Source organism: Modicisalibacter coralii, assembly GCF_004117855.1.
Classification (GTDB): domain Bacteria; phylum Pseudomonadota; class Gammaproteobacteria; order Pseudomonadales; family Halomonadaceae; genus Modicisalibacter; species Modicisalibacter coralii.
Genome location: NZ_QWBW01000027.1, coordinates 18,382 through 32,738 on the forward strand (window position 1 = coordinate 18,382; position 14,357 = coordinate 32,738).

General features: G+C 63.9%; 9 protein-coding genes. 6 read left to right on the plus strand and 3 right to left on the minus strand.

The window, feature by feature from the left end:
* Nucleotides 1–143: 143 nt before the first annotated feature.
* Both sufB and D0901_RS14850 read right to left on the minus strand, forming a co-directional pair.
* Nucleotides 144–1,586 carry a Fe-S cluster assembly protein SufB gene (gene sufB, locus D0901_RS14845; protein ID WP_129141088.1) on the minus strand — a complete coding sequence of 481 codons (1,443 nt, stop codon included), beginning with the start codon at nucleotides 1,584–1,586 and terminating at the stop codon, nucleotides 144–146.
* Between the two features lie 55 nt (nucleotides 1,587–1,641).
* Nucleotides 1,642–2,109, minus strand: a complete 468-nt coding sequence (locus D0901_RS14850) for an SUF system Fe-S cluster assembly regulator (RefSeq protein ID WP_129141089.1) — start codon at nucleotides 2,107–2,109, stop codon at nucleotides 1,642–1,644.
* A gap of 456 nt (nucleotides 2,110–2,565) precedes the next feature.
* On the opposite strand from D0901_RS14850, the gene D0901_RS14855 reads away from it, so the two are divergent.
* From D0901_RS14855 to D0901_RS14880, 6 genes are all read left to right on the plus strand, one after another.
* Nucleotides 2,566–3,912, plus strand: a complete 1,347-nt coding sequence (locus tag D0901_RS14855) for a UDP-glucose dehydrogenase family protein (RefSeq protein WP_129141090.1) — start codon at nucleotides 2,566–2,568, stop codon at nucleotides 3,910–3,912.
* Nucleotides 3,913–4,118: 206 nt separating this feature from the next.
* The gene (locus tag D0901_RS14860) at nucleotides 4,119–6,053 is read left to right on the plus strand and encodes a glycosyltransferase (RefSeq protein ID WP_129141091.1); all 1,935 of its coding nucleotides are present in this window, start codon (nucleotides 4,119–4,121) and stop codon (nucleotides 6,051–6,053) included.
* A 42-nt stretch (nucleotides 6,054–6,095) separates the two neighbouring features.
* Nucleotides 6,096–7,640 (plus strand): alginate biosynthesis protein Alg44, encoded by a 1,545-nt coding sequence (locus tag D0901_RS14865; RefSeq protein WP_129141092.1) that lies wholly within the window; start codon nucleotides 6,096–6,098, stop codon nucleotides 7,638–7,640.
* A 195-nt stretch (nucleotides 7,641–7,835) separates the two neighbouring features.
* Complete coding sequence (locus D0901_RS14870) at nucleotides 7,836–8,705, plus strand: polysaccharide lyase (RefSeq protein WP_129141093.1); 870 nt, start codon at nucleotides 7,836–7,838, stop codon at nucleotides 8,703–8,705.
* 45 nt (nucleotides 8,706–8,750) lie between these two features.
* Complete coding sequence (locus D0901_RS14875; RefSeq protein ID WP_233440441.1) at nucleotides 8,751–10,013, plus strand: alginate lyase family protein; 1,263 nt, start codon at nucleotides 8,751–8,753, stop codon at nucleotides 10,011–10,013.
* Between the two features lie 44 nt (nucleotides 10,014–10,057).
* Entirely contained in the window at nucleotides 10,058–12,826 is a 2,769-nt protein-coding gene (locus D0901_RS14880; RefSeq protein WP_129141094.1) for an SEL1-like repeat protein, read from the plus strand.
* 209 nt (nucleotides 12,827–13,035) lie between these two features.
* Here the strand turns inward: D0901_RS14880 and D0901_RS14885 are convergent, their stop codons facing one another.
* On the minus strand, nucleotides 13,036–14,328 hold the full coding sequence (locus D0901_RS14885; RefSeq protein ID WP_129141095.1) for an adenylosuccinate synthase: 1,293 nt from the start codon (nucleotides 14,326–14,328) through the stop codon (nucleotides 13,036–13,038).
* Nucleotides 14,329–14,357: the final 29 nt, after the last annotated feature.

Below are 14,357 nucleotides of genomic sequence, written 5' to 3' on the forward strand. Positions count from 1 at the left end.
GAATATGTTGTCACTGCCGAGAAACGCGCGAGCGGCGTCTGAGCCAGGCGGCAGCGGGCGCGAGAAGCGGAGTTGACGACTGTCAATGAACATTCTCGAACCCGCTGCCAACGCCGCGCAGGCGTCGCGCAGCCGTTTCCCGCTTACCCCACGGCGCCTTCGAGGGTGACGTTGAGCAGTGCCTCTGCCTCCACGGCGAACTCCATCGGCAGCTCCTGGAAGACGTCCTTGCAGAAGCCGTTGACGATCATGTTGACCGCGTCCTCCTCGGCAATCCCGCGCTGCCGGCAGTAGAACAGCTGGTCCTCGCCGATCTTCGAGGTCGTGGCCTCGTGCTCGACGGTCGCTGTGCTGTTGCCGATCTCCTGGTACGGGAAGGTGTGCGCCCCGCAGCGATCGCCGATCAGCAGCGAATCGCACTGGGTGAAGTTGCGCGCCCGCTTCGCCCGGGGACCGATCTTGACCAGACCGCGATAGGCCTGATCGCTGCGCCCGGCGGCGATACCCTTGGAGACGATGGTCGACTTGGTGTTCTCGCCGATGTGGATCATCTTGGTGCCGGTATCGGCCTGCTGACGGCCGTTGGTCACCGCCACCGAGTAGAACTCGCCGACGCTGTCCTTGCCGCGCAGCATGCAGGACGGGTACTTCCAGGTGATCGCCGAGCCGGTCTCGACCTGGGTCCACGACACCTTGGAGCGATCGCCACGGCAATCGGCACGCTTGGTGACGAAGTTGTAGATACCGCCCTTGCCGTCCTCGTCGCCCGGATACCAGTTCTGCACCGTGGAGTACTTGATGTAGGCGTCTTCCAGCGCCACCAGCTCGACCACCGCGGCGTGCAACTGGTTCTCGTCACGCTGCGGCGCCGTGCAGCCCTCGAGATAGGACACCTGGGCGCGCTTGTCGCAGACGATCAGGGTGCGCTCGAACTGGCCGGTGTTGGCGGCGTTGATGCGGAAATAGGTCGACAGCTCCATCGGGCAGGTCACGCCCTCGGGGACATAGACGAAGGAGCCGTCGGTGAAGACCGCCGAGTTGAGTGCCGCGAAGTAGTTGTCACCCTGCGGGACCACGCTGCCCAGGTACTGCTTGACCAGTTCCGGATAGTCGCGAATCGCCTCGGAGATCGAGCAGAAGATCACCCCGGCCTCGGCGAGCTTCTCCTTGAAGGTGGTGGTCACCGACACCGAATCGAAGACCGCATCGACCGCGACCCCGGCCAGCGCGGCCCGCTCGTGCAGCGGAATGCCCAGTTTCTCGTAGGTCTCGAGCAGCTTGGGATCGACCTCGTCGAGGCTCTGGGGGCGATCCTCGGGTTTCTTGGGGGCGCTGTAGTAGGAGATCGCCTGATAGTCGATGGGCGGATAGTCCAGATGCGCCCAGGAGGGCGTTTTCATCGTCAGCCACTGGCGATAGGCCTCGAGTCGCCACTCGAGCATCCACTCCGGCTCGCCCTTCTTGTGCGAGATGAAGGCGATGACGCTCTCGTCCAGCCCCGGCGGCACCGTATCGCTCTCGATGTCGGTGACGAACCCCTGGGTGTACTCGCGACGAACGAGTCGCTCCATTTCCTCTGTAGCCATGATTCTCCCCTCCGGGCACGCCAGATCGCGCCCCTCGTCAAGCATTGGTCGGCGTTCAGACCTCGGCCGTGGCGGCCAGGGTCACGCTTTGTATGGGTAACTGCACGGGTAACTTCAGCGGCGTCGATTGCGCCAGATGCGCCAGGGTCACGCTGTCGAGCAGGGTGCGCACCCCCAGGGTCACGCGCTGCCAGTTGTCGGCCACCCCGCAACTGCTGATCAGGTCGCAGTCGCCATCGGCATGGCTGCATTCGGTCATCGCCACCGGCCCTTCGATGGCCGCGATGATGTCGCTGGCGGTGATCTGCGCCGCCGGCCGCGATAACCGATACCCGCCCTGGGCGCCCCGCCGCGAGGTCAGCAACCCGGCACGCACCAGCATCTTCAGCGTCTTGCTGACGGTGGGATGCGGCAGTTGCACGGCCTCGGCCAGATCGCCCGCGGCATGCGCGCGATCCGGATGGCGGGCGATCTGCGCCATGACCACCGCCGCGTAATCGGTCAGCTTGGACAGTTTCAGCATCGCTGCACTCCGGCCTGTCGGCGATTGAGGACCATTTTAGTCCTCAATAGACGCGATGTGAAGCGCCGGCCCTTGCACCGACGCGAGGTAAGAAAACGCTGTACAAAAAAACTGCCCGGAATGTTTGACCAACGGGGCCGGTGCGCTCTACGCTAGGACCCGTTACCCGGCAATTACAAATCTTAACCGCGCTAAATTAGCGGGATGCGGAGCGTTTTGTCATGAGACGGCCATTGTGGGCGTCATGAAGAAATAGCCAGACAAGACGACCTCCGAGGCGGCAAACAAGCCACGCCGACCGACGACGGCATCGACATCGCCGACCGCTCGTCACCCCCGGGCCCCAAGGAATGGACAAGCATCGCAGCCCGGCACGCCAGCCAGCCACCCGACTCGAGGGTCCGTGGCTCATTACGGCAACGTGAAATTGCACAACCACCATGGAGAGGTGTTGAAATGAGGATAACCATCTTCGGTTCGGGCTATGTCGGCCTGGTCACCGGGACCTGCCTTGCCGACGTCGGTCACGACGTCATCTGTGTCGATGTCGACGCCGACAAGATCGCCCGCCTCAACCGCGGCGAGATTCCCATCTACGAACCGGGTCTGGAATCGATGATTCGCAAGAATCGCGATGCCGGGCGCCTGCAGTTCACCACCGACGCCGAACACGCCGTCCATTTCGGCAAGCTCCAGTTCATCGCCGTCGGAACTCCCTCCGACGAAGACGGCAGCGCCGACCTCAAGTACGTGCTCAAGGTCGCCGAGACCATCGGCCAGCACATGAACGAGTACAAGGTGGTGGTCGACAAGTCCACGGTGCCGGTGGGCACGGCCGACAAGGTGCGCGATACCCTGCACCGCACGCTCGAGGCGCGCGGCGCCGAGATCGACGTCGACGTCTGCTCGAACCCGGAATTCCTCAAGGAAGGCGCGGCGATCGAGGATTTCTCCAAGGGCGCACGCATCATCGTCGGCACCGACTCGGAAGCCGTGCGCAAGGCCATGCGCGAGTGCTACGCCCCCTACAACCGCAACCATGAAAAGCTGATGTTCATGGACGTGCGCAGTGCCGAGCTGACCAAGTACGCGGCCAATGCCATGCTCGCCACCAAGATCAGCTTCATGAACGAGATCGCCAACCTAGCCGAGCATCTGGGCGCCGACGTCGAGCATGTGCGCCACGGGATCGGCTCGGATCCGCGTATCGGTTACCACTTCATCTATCCGGGCTGCGGTTATGGCGGTTCCTGCTTCCCCAAGGACGTCAAGGCGCTCAGCCAGACCGCCACGGACATCGGCTACGATGCCCAGTTGCTGGGCGCGGTCGAGTCCGTCAATCTGCGCCAGAAGACGCGACTCTTCGAAAAACTCAGCCAGGCCTTCGACGGCGACCTGGCGGGCAAGACCATCGCCCTGTGGGGGCTGGCCTTCAAGCCCAACACCGACGACATGCGCGAAGCGCCCAGCCGCGAACTCATGGAAGCGCTCTGGGACAGCGGTGCCAGGGTCCAGGCCTTCGATCCCGAAGCCGCCGAGGAGTGCCGCCGCATCTATGGTGAGCGAGACGACCTCAGCCTCGCCGACAGCCGTGACGAGACCCTCGAAGGCGCCGATGCCCTGGTGATCTGCACCGAGTGGAAGGCCTTCCGCGCGGTGGACTTCGAACGTCTCCAGCAGACCCTGCACACCCCGGTGGTGGTCGACGGCCGCAACCTCTTCGACCCGCAGAGCGTCAAGGCCGCCGGGCTGCTCTACTTCGCCATGGGTCGGGGCGATTCCTTGCGCCGCGACGCCGCCTGAGGCGGCGATCGTCGCGCGTCGGCCCCCAGCGGGCCGACGCCATTCACCGAAACGCAATCACGACCGACCCACGACCAACGGGCCTGCAGGGCCATTCGTCGTTGCGTGGTCCCGTGAGGCGCTTGTCGTACAGGCGCCGAGAGTGAAGAGCGACGGGCGGTGCCGCATCGGCGTCACCGCCCCTCGTCGCACAAGGAAGGTTCGTCATGTCGCTGAAAGAAAGCTCCGGGAGCTCGAGGGCCAGCCGGATCACCGAATTGACGACGCTGCTGTTCCTGCTGTCATTGATCGTCATACTCGTCTTCGAACTACCGTCCGAGGTCTTCTCGCCCGGCTCGAAGAGCTTCATCCTCGCCATCGGCGTCATCGGCGCCTGGCGCTATTCCTGGTGGTTCACCCTCGCCAGCCGCTCAGTCTGGTACAACCGCCACGTCTTCCCGGCGCTGCGTCGCCGCGCGGATAGCGAGGGCGCCGACCAGCGTCCCGATGCGCTGTATGTGCTGTGCACCTCGTTCCGGATCGAACCCGAGGTGACCTTTTCCGTCTATGACGCGCTGATCCGCGATGCGGCCGATTACGGCGTGCCCACGACGATCTTCGCGGCAATCGCCGACCGCAGCGATGTCGACGTCATCGATCATGTCATGGCCGAGAACGACTGGCCGAGCAATGTCGAAGTCTCCTACATGTTCCAGAAGGGCGACGGCAAGCGCTCCGCCATGGCGGAAGTCCTGCGCGCCATTTCACGGCGCATGCCCAGTCATCGCTCGTTGCTGATCTCGATGGACGGCGATATCCAGATCGAGCCGGGCACCCTCGCCCGCTCGCTGTCGTTCTTCTTCATCAAGGATGACCTCGGCGCCCTGACCACCAACAACCGCGCCATCGTCAACGGCGGTGACGTCACCAAGGAATGGTACGACCTGCGTTACGCCCAGCGTCATCTGATGATGAGCTCGATGTCGGTCTCCGAGCGTCTGCTGGTCCTGACCGGCCGCTACAGCGCCTTCCGCGCCGAACTGGCCATTCAGCCCGGCTTCATCGACCTGGTCGAGAACGACCATATCGAACATTGGCGCTTCGGCAACTTCAAGTTCCTGTCCGGCGACGACAAGTCGACCTGGTTCTGGCTGCTCAAGAACGGCTGGAAGATGCTCTACATACCGGACGTCTATGTCACGGGCTTCGAGGAACTGCCCGACAAGAATCGCTTCTTCAAGTCCAGCATCGACCTGATGCGCCGCTGGTACGGCAACATGCTGCGCACCAGCGGACGTGCCATTGCGCTGGGGCCCCGGCGCATGGGGCTTTTCACCTGGTGGAGCCTCGTCGATCAACGACTGTCGATGTGGACGACGCTGATCGGCCCCTCGGTGGCGATCATGCTGACGCTGTTCGTGCGGCCCTCGTTCATCTTCGCCTATCTGCTGTGGATCCTCTTTACCCGCAGCGTCACCGCCACGGTACTGGCCCTGCAGCATGGCCGCTTCAGCCTGCTGTGGATCCCCATGCTCTACTACAACCAGGTGGGCGGCGGGATCCTCAAGACCTACGTGAGCTTTCGCTTCAACCGCCAGTCCTGGTCGCGTCAGGGCATCTCGGCCGGGGAGCCCGACGACCCCAGGGCCGCCCGTCGCCAGCGTCGCATGGGTCACATCATGCACGGCGTCTATGTCGGCTCGCTGCTGCTCTGCCTGGCGATTGCGGTCGGCGTCGTGGCCCCTCCCGATCGCATGGCCTTCGCGATTCTCGAGGATCAGAGCGGCGCCCTGGAAACGTCGTCCGAGCATGCCCGGGACGACGGCTACTGGCTGGCACTGGCGCTGGCCGATGCCCCCGAGGACACCACCGTGCAGCTCCCCTCGGGAACGCTGCGCGTCGGCCAGCGCTTTACCGAGAAGCTCTTCGAGGTGGGCGGCGTCAGGGCACAGGGCTTTCGCGGCCATGGTGGCGAACGCCCGACCGTGATGCGCTTGAGCCCCGGTCTCGCCGGCCGAGTGCACGACGCAAGTGACCGAACACTGGATGACGTCGACCGTCTGGCCTGCCCCACGGCCACCCCCTGCCGGCTGGAAACGGCCTCGGGGACCGTCACCCTCAAAGACATGGATGTCCGCCGCATCGCTCGGCACAACGGTTGATGACAGCCAGGACAAGGATCAAAGGACAGGGAGGACCCCAACATGAGCGACGATAACCCGCGCAACCCAGGCCGTACCGAGCCCACACTCGAGGGCCCGACGGGAAAGAAGCCGAGTTCGGCGACAGGCGCATCGAGCGATGGCGAGGCGAAGCGCGACACCAGCGAACAACTCAACCACGAGCGCCGCGACGAACGCCGGCACGTCCGTGTCGACGTTCCCTTCGAGGCGCGCTTCGCGGATGGCAGTACCCTGACGGGTCACGATCTGTCACTGGGCGGGTTCTCGGTCTACAGCGACACGCCGATGCAGGCCGACCAGGTGATGTCGGTCTCGCTGCTGCTGGTCGCCGGCGCCGCCGAGTTGATCGTCCCGGTGGATGCCAAGGTGCTGCGCGAGCATGGTGAAAAAGGCAGCAAGCAACATGAAGTCGCTTTCGAGATCACCCGCATCGAGCGGCGTCATCGCGAATTGCTGCGGCGGGTGATTCGCGCCTATCTCAGCGGCAACCATGCCTCGGTGGAGAACCTGGTCGACAGCGAGGACCCGCAGACACCGCGCAAGCGCAAGACGGCGACCCCGACCCAGGCGAAGACCAAGTCGCGCAAGCCCTGGGGACGCTACGCGGCCCTGCTGCTTGCCGCCGTCACCCTGGTGGCCGTCGCCGCCGCCACGGCCTATCGCAACTTCATGCTCATCGAACCGGATTTCGCCGCGGTGACGGCCCCGCGTATCGATGTCCTGGCCCCCGGGGCCGGGCAGCTCAGCGAACACTCGCTGCAGCCCGGCGACAAGGTGCAGCGCGATGAACGTCTGGCCAAGGTCATCAATAGCGACCTGCAGTCGGAGCTGATCCAGGCCAAGGCGGCGCACAACTACAACTCGCGTCTCATCGAGAACATGCGCGAACGGATCGACGACGCGGGCAGCCAGCAGATCAGCATGGCTCAGTCGACGACCCCGTCCAACGGTCGCCCGCCCAGCTTCGAGACGGTCTCCCCCGAGGTCGCCAAGATACGTATCAAGCAGTTCGTCCAGGCGCGCGACTACGAGCAGTCGCGCGTCGATGCCCTGCAGACACGCTCCGCGGCCAACGTTCTCTACAGCCCCTGCAACTGTGTCGTGGCCTGGGCGCTGGGCAGCAGCGGCGAGACCTTCATCAACAAGGGCGACCGGATCATGACGCTGGTGCGTACCGGCAACAACGACATCATGGTCGAGGCCCTGGTCCACATGAGTCAGATCGGCGACATCCAGCCCCATCAGAAGGCCTATATCGCCCTGCCCAACGCCTCGGAACCCATCCCCGCCCGCGTGCGCTCCGTGGCCCTCGACGTGGAGCGCCAGCCGCGCGCCGGCTTCCCCGAGTGGGTACGCCAGCAACAGAACGTGGCGAGCGTTCTGCTGGTCCCCGAAGAACCGCTCTCGGCCAGCGATGTCGGCAAGCCCGTCGATGTCCGCTTTTCCGAGGTCCCGTTCATCGACAATACCGCCGAATGGGTCTGGCAGGGTGCCAGAGCCGCCGCCCAGCAAGTCGAACAATGGTTCGACACGGCTCTGAACAAAGCCACCGCACAGGTCGATTGAGAGCATCGACGCCCGGGCTGATCGACCCGTGAAGACAAGGAATCTTCACGGGTCGCTTCTGCTCGATACCCGATGAAGAAAGCAACCCGAAGCGTTTTCCAACGCGAGGAGTCTGCAGACATGCTTAAGGCCAACTCCCCTCTTTCCGCCCGTGCATCATCTCCAGGCGGTGCTCGTTCACGTCGGCGATCCTTGATGGCACCGCTGGTCGTCTCCCTGGGTCTGTCAGGCCTGCTCGGCGGCTTTTCGACACTGGCGATCGCGGACAGCAAGGCCGATGACGGCTTATCCGTGCCCCGTGTCGCGGAATGTTCCGAGCGCTATACGCTGATCGCGTCTCCCACGCCCAGGCCCGCGGCCCGATCCATGGAAAAGGATATCGAAGAGCAGTTCACGGCCGACAAGCATTGGGGCATCGACAAGAACGTGACGCTGTTGTCGAAAGCCGAAAGCGGCCTGCAGGAGCCCGCCATTCGGGTCGCCTATCCGAAGGGGACCTCCGCGCCCAGCGACACCGAAGAAGGCGGGGCGGGCTTCTACGCCAGGTTCAAGGCCCTGGAAGGCAGCGAACGTGCCTGCCTGACCTATCGCGTTCGCTTCGAACCGGGCTTCGATTTCGTCAAGGGCGGCAAGCTGCCGGGCCTGTACGGGGGCGACGCCCCCAGCGGCGGCGACGCCGTCACCGGCAAGAATGGCTTTTCCATGCGCTTCATGTGGCGCAAGCAGGGTCAGGGCGAACTCTACGAATATGTCGTCAACAAGGACAGCGACTACGGCGAGTCCGTGGGACGCGGGAAGTGGATCTTTCCCACCGGCCAGTGGACCACGATAGAGCAGGAAATCATCCTCAACGATCCCGACAAGCAGAACGGCATCGCCAGAGTCTGGATCGACGGCAAGCCGATGCTCGAACAGCACGGCATCGTCTATCGGACGACACCGGCCGTCACCATCGATGGCGTCATGTTCTCGACGTTCTTTGGCGGCCATGGCAAGGACTGGCGAACACCGAAAGACCAGCATGCGGATTTCGGCGACTTCAACATTTATATTCCCCAAAGCTGATCGAGCCTTGCCGCCTCCATCGTATTTCGATTCAGGGATGAAAGAATGATTTTCGAAAAACCTTGTCCGACAAGGAAGACAGGCAACCGGCATTGGTTGCATACGCTCTTCCTCTTGGTACTGGCCGCCATGGCTTGTCAGCAGGCCATGGCTTACAGCTATGAGGAACGACAGAACATCGATTTCTCGAAATACACGGTGACGGATCCGAACGCCTCCTTTTTCGATGTCGATGCTCGCATGAAAACGCTCGAGAACACGGACAATTCGATGCTGCTCGAGCGCATGGATCATCTTCAGATGACCGAAAGCTGCAAATCCATGCTGTCCAAGCCTCCGCTGGACAATCGCATCCGGATCCCGGGTTATTATCCCAGCCCCAAGGCCTGGCGTGAGGCCTCGCAGCCGATGTTCGACTTCTCGGAGGATGTCAGCCAGCTTGCGGGCGCCTACGTGGCCACACAGGACAATTACTATGGTGAATGCCTGATCAATTACCTGAACAAATGGGCAGAAGCCAATGCCCTGTGGAAATTCTATTATTCCCTGGATGACCGCCAGGCCTGGTACTCCACGGAGTCGATGATGTTCGGTGCCGCCATGGCCTACTCCATCGTGCGGCCGAGGATCGAGGGCATGGAGGAGGAGAAGAAAAATATCGACGCCTGGTTGAATCGCCTGGCCAAGCGCCACTCCGCCATCCAGGGCGGTCTCAAGGGCAGTTGCTGCAACAACCACTTCTATCGCCGGGCGCTGTATGCCTCCATGATCGGCATCCTGACCGATGACGACGAGCTCTTCCAGTTCGGCGTCAGCGCGATCTACTCGGCCTTGAACGACATGACGCCGGAAGGCGGGTTCCCACTGGAACTTTCCAGGGGGCGGCGTGCTACGCACTACCAGAATTACGCGCTCCTGTATCTCATCACCAACATGCAGATCATTTCCCGTCAGGGTTATGACGTCTTCAACCTGGAAGTCAACGGGCACTCCATCAGAGACGCGGTCAACTATCTCATGGCTATCATCGAAGACCCGTCACAGCTCAAGGATTATGCGCCTCACGAGCAGTATCAGGGCTTCATGAAGTACGACCAGTATTTCACCTGGATGGAAATCTACCTGACCCATTTCCAGCAGCCGGATCTGGAAAAATTCCTCGAGCAATATCGCCCCGTCTACAACCGCGGCGCCGGTGGCTATATCACCCTGTACTTCATGCCACCGGGCAAGCAGCAACGCGCCCGATACGAAGAATCCCAGGAAAAGCAGGAAAGAGCCGACATAGCGATTCCCGAACGCAACTGAATGACGGGCCCAGGAAACGAGCTTTCAAGGCCAGGGAGGCAAGCATGAAATATCTCACCCCCACTCTTCCATCCGACCGCCGGCTGCTGAGGGCCGGCGTGACGCCGCTGGCGCTGGCGTTTGGCCTGGCCTGGCTGGGTGGCTGCGCGGTCGGTCAGAGTCAACACATGAGCGCGGTCGAATCGACACTTCCCGCGCAATATCACGACTGGTTCGATGGCGGCACGCCGGTCCAGGCCGACAACCTGACATGGAACCGCATGGACTTCGCCCGTCAGGCGCTGGAAAGCGGCAAGACGGAAAAGGGCATCAGCAGCCTGCAGGCCCTGGCCCGCGAAGGGTTCGAGCCGGCCTATTACGAACTCGGCAAGCTCTATGACGATGGCGAACAAGTCCCCCGCGACCCCGGCCGTGCCGCAACGCTCTATGCCAAGGCGCTGCACGACCCCTCTTCCGTCCTCGACAATGCGTCGGCGAGACTGGGTCGCCTCTATCGCGACGGCGAGGGTGTCGAGCGCAATCCGGTGCTGGCGTATTTCCTGTTCCAGCAGGCCGTCGAGAACGGCGACATGAACAGCGCCAGAAACGACCTGGCCGACATGCTCGTCGAAGGCGTCGGTACCGAGCCGGATCCGCAGCGCGCCAGGCAACTCTACGAAACCGCTGCCCGGGAAGGCAGCAGCCATGCCCTGAAGGCGCTCGCCGCCGCGCATGCCCCGGGAGGCTGGCTGGAGACCGATCCCGAACGGGCCAGGCAATACGCGCAACAATACGCGGATACGTTACGCGTCGAGGCCAAAGCGGGTGATAGCGGGGCGATGGTTCAATTGGCCCGGCTCTACGCTGAAGATGGCCTGCTGGGGCCGCAACCCGAAAAGCACGAAAACTGGCTGCTGAAGGCCGCCGATTCGGGGCAACCCGATGCGCTCGGCGAAGCCGGCGAGATGATGCTCGAGACCGACCGTCAGCAACGCGGTCTGAGCATGCTGCACAAGGCCGCCGAGGGCGGCGATGTCGAAGCGATGACCAAGCTCGGCAAGGCCTATCTGGGCGACTACGGCGTCAGCAGCAATCCCGAAAAGGCACGCCACTGGCTGGAGACCGCCGCTCAGGAAGGATCGGTCAATGCCGCCGTCACGCTGGGACGCGCCTATCTGAGCGGAGACACCTTGCCTCAGTCGACCCAGCGCGGCATCACCCTGTTGGAAAAGGCCGCCGACGCAGGCGATCCCCTGGCCTATGCGGCACTAGGCCGGGTCTACATGGAAGGCGACGGCGTCCGGGCTCAACCCGAGCGTGCCGTGCACTACCTCGAGAAAGGCCATCAGGCGGGCCACGCGTACGCCACGCAGCAACTGGGTGAAGCCTACCTCACCGGCTCCGGCGTGACCGCCGACCCCACTCGCGCGCAACGCCTCCTCGAGGAAGCCGCCAATCAAGGGCAGACGACGGCGGCCCGGAAACTCGGCGAAGCCTATCTCGAGGGCCAGGTGCTGCCCTTCAACCCCGATCAGGCGGAAAAATGGCTTCGCCAGGCCACGGATCAGGGTGACATGACCGCGGCGACCGAGCTGGCCGACGCCTACCTGAACGGCAAGCTCAATCACGGCAACCCTGCCGACGCCGTCAGCATGCTCGAGCAAGCGGCTGACAAAGGCGACGGTTACGCCATGGTCGTGCTGGGCCGCGCCTATCGTGAAGGCCGGGGGGTATCCCGGAATTTCCAGAAATCGGAATACTGGCTCCGGAAGGCTCGGGAGAGCGGCCATCCTTCCGCGACCGAAGCGCTGGCACGCACGTATCGTGAAGCCGGGCGTCGGGGCGATATCAGCGCGCTTCGCAAGGCGGCGGAGATGGGCGATACCCCGGCCATGGTCGATCTGGGCCGCGCCTACCTGAATGGCCGGGGAGTGCAGGCCAACGGCAAGCTGGCGAGAACCTGGCTGAACCGCGCGGCACGCAACGGCAACGCCGGGGCCCTGGCCACGCTGGGCGACATGTACCTGCAGGGCCAGGGCGTCGCGCGCAACCGGCAGAAAGGGATCGACTACCTGGAAAGAGCCGTCGCCGGCGGCCACGACAGCGCCGGCGCCACGCTCGGCGAGATCTATCTGAAAGGTCAGGGCGTGCCGGCCGATCCCGAGAAAGGGGTCCGCCTGCTGAAGCGTGCCGCCGCACACGGCGTGACCTCCGCGCGAATCACCCTGGGTCAGGCCTATCTCGCCGGCACCGGCGTGCAACGGGATGTCGAGGCCGGCGAAAAGTATCTCGGCTCGGCAGCGCGAAGCGGCAACGCCTATGCCGAACAACTGCTCGGCAAGGACTACATGGAAGGGGTCGGAGTCACTCAGAACGCGGAAAAGGCCCGGCAGTGGTTGAACAAGGCGATCGACCAAGGCGACTTGACCGCCCAGCAGTATCTGGGCCGGACACTGCTGTATGGCGACTTCGGCGTCACCCAGGACGTGAACCGGGGCAAGCAGTTGCTGGCCGATGCGGCGGAAAAGGGCCACGCCGGCTCGATGGCCACGCTGGGCCGCGAGTACCTGCGCGGCGACCTGCTGCCCATGAATCGATCCAAGGGCGCCGAGTATCTCTACGAGGCCGCCGAAAAGGGTCATCCGACGGCGCGACTGGCCCTGGCCAAGGCCTATCTGCGGGCCAACGGGCTCGAAAACGTCAGTCAGGAACAGGCCATCGTCTGGCTCGACAGTACCCTCGACTCGGGGGGCAATCTCGGCTTGAAGACCATGCGCCAGTTGCTCGCCAACGAGAGTGCCGCCGAAGCGGCCAGCAGCACCGGTACCCGTTGACCTGACCAGGGCAAGGGTCGCGGTACGACTGACCGCTTGCCCGTTTCCCTTCTGGCGCCACCCTGCTGGCCACCACCGTGGCCAGCCTGCTGCGTTCTCGGCGCAGCCCGGCAGGCAGCGACTGACCCGGCGCAGCTATCCCCTGCAACGAAAAGACCCGCCATCGCAGGATGGCGGGTTCGTGACTCGGCGGACGCGAGCGACGCGGTTCAGTCGAACGGGTTGCGCAGCACGATGGTCTCGTTGCGGTCCGGGCCGGTGGAGATGATGTCGATGGGGGTGCCGGTCTGCTCCTCCAGGAAGCTGATGTAGGCACGCGCGTTGGCCGGCAGGTCCTCGACGCGCTTGATCCCCAGCGTCGACTCGCTCCAGCCCGGCAGGTCCTGGTAGATCGGCTCGACCGCCTCGTAGCCTTCGGAATCCACCGGGGTATCGAGCCGCTCGCCATCCTTGCTGCGATAGCCGACGCAGACGCGGATGTTTTCCAGGCCGTCGAGCACGTCGAGCTTGGTCAGGCAGATCCCCGAGACCGAGTTGATCTGCACCGCATGGCGCAGCGCCACCGTATCGAACCAGCCGCAACGCCGGGGGCGGCCGGTGGTCGCACCGAACTCGTGGCCCTTCTCGGCCAGGTGACGGCCGAACTCGTCGAACAGCTCGGTGGGGAACGGACCCGAACCGACGCGAGTGGTGTAGGCCTTGGTGATCCCCAGCACGTAGTCGAGGTACAAGGGCCCAACCCCGGAACCGGTCGCCGTGCCACCCGCCGTGGTGTTGGAACTGGTGACGAACGGATAGGTGCCGTGGTCGATGTCGAGCAGCGAGCCCTGGGCGCCCTCGAAGAGGATGTTCTCGCCGGCCTTGCGGATCTCGTGGACCAGGCTCACCGCATCGCAGACCATCGGCCGCAGTTCCTCGGCCATGGTCATGGCCTCGTCGAGGATCTGCTGGAAGTCCACCGGCGCCTCGCCGTGGTAGTGCTGCAGGACGAAGTTGTGATAGTCCAGCACCTCGCCCAGCTTGGAGGCGAAGCGCTCGCGGTGCAGCAGGTCGCCCAGGCGCAGTCCGCGACGCGCGACCTTGTCCTCGTAGGCAGGGCCGATGCCGCGCCCGGTGGTGCCGATCTTGGCCACGCCGCGAGCCTTCTCGCGGGCCTGGTCGAGACGCACGTGGTACGGCAGGATCAGCGGACAGGCGGGCGACAGGCGCAGACGCCGACGAACCGGCACGCCCTTGGCCTCCAGTTCGCGAATCTCGCTGATCAGCGCTTCGGGGGACAGCACCACGCCGTTGCCGATCACGCAGGTCTTGTCCTCGCGCAGGATCCCCGAGGGGATCAGGTGCAGGACGGTCTTCTCGCCATCGATGACCAGGGTGTGGCCGGCGTTGTGACCGCCCTGGAAGCGCACCACGGCGGACGCCGATTCGGTGAGCAGGTCGACGACCTTGCCCTTGCCTTCGTCACCCCATTGGGTGCCCAGTACGACTACGTTCTTGCCCATTACTCTCGTCTCTGTGATCGAAGAATCCG

Coding starts and splice junctions, on each gene's coding strand:
- D0901_RS14865 (WP_129141092.1), top strand. CDS start 6,096: ATGAGCGACGATAACCCGCGCAACCCAGGCCGTACCGAGCCCACACTC.
- D0901_RS14855 (WP_129141090.1), top strand. CDS start 2,566: ATGAGGATAACCATCTTCGGTTCGGGCTATGTCGGCCTGGTCACCGGG.
- D0901_RS14885 (WP_129141095.1), bottom strand. CDS start 14,328: ATGGGCAAGAACGTAGTCGTACTGGGCACCCAATGGGGTGACGAAGGC.
- D0901_RS14880 (WP_129141094.1), top strand. CDS start 10,058: ATGAAATATCTCACCCCCACTCTTCCATCCGACCGCCGGCTGCTGAGG.
- D0901_RS14860 (WP_129141091.1), top strand. CDS start 4,119: ATGTCGCTGAAAGAAAGCTCCGGGAGCTCGAGGGCCAGCCGGATCACC.
- sufB (WP_129141088.1), bottom strand. CDS start 1,586: ATGGCTACAGAGGAAATGGAGCGACTCGTTCGTCGCGAGTACACCCAG.
- D0901_RS14850 (WP_129141089.1), bottom strand. CDS start 2,109: ATGCTGAAACTGTCCAAGCTGACCGATTACGCGGCGGTGGTCATGGCG.
- D0901_RS14875 (WP_233440441.1), top strand. CDS start 8,751: ATGATTTTCGAAAAACCTTGTCCGACAAGGAAGACAGGCAACCGGCAT.
- D0901_RS14870 (WP_129141093.1), top strand. CDS start 7,836: ATGGCACCGCTGGTCGTCTCCCTGGGTCTGTCAGGCCTGCTCGGCGGC.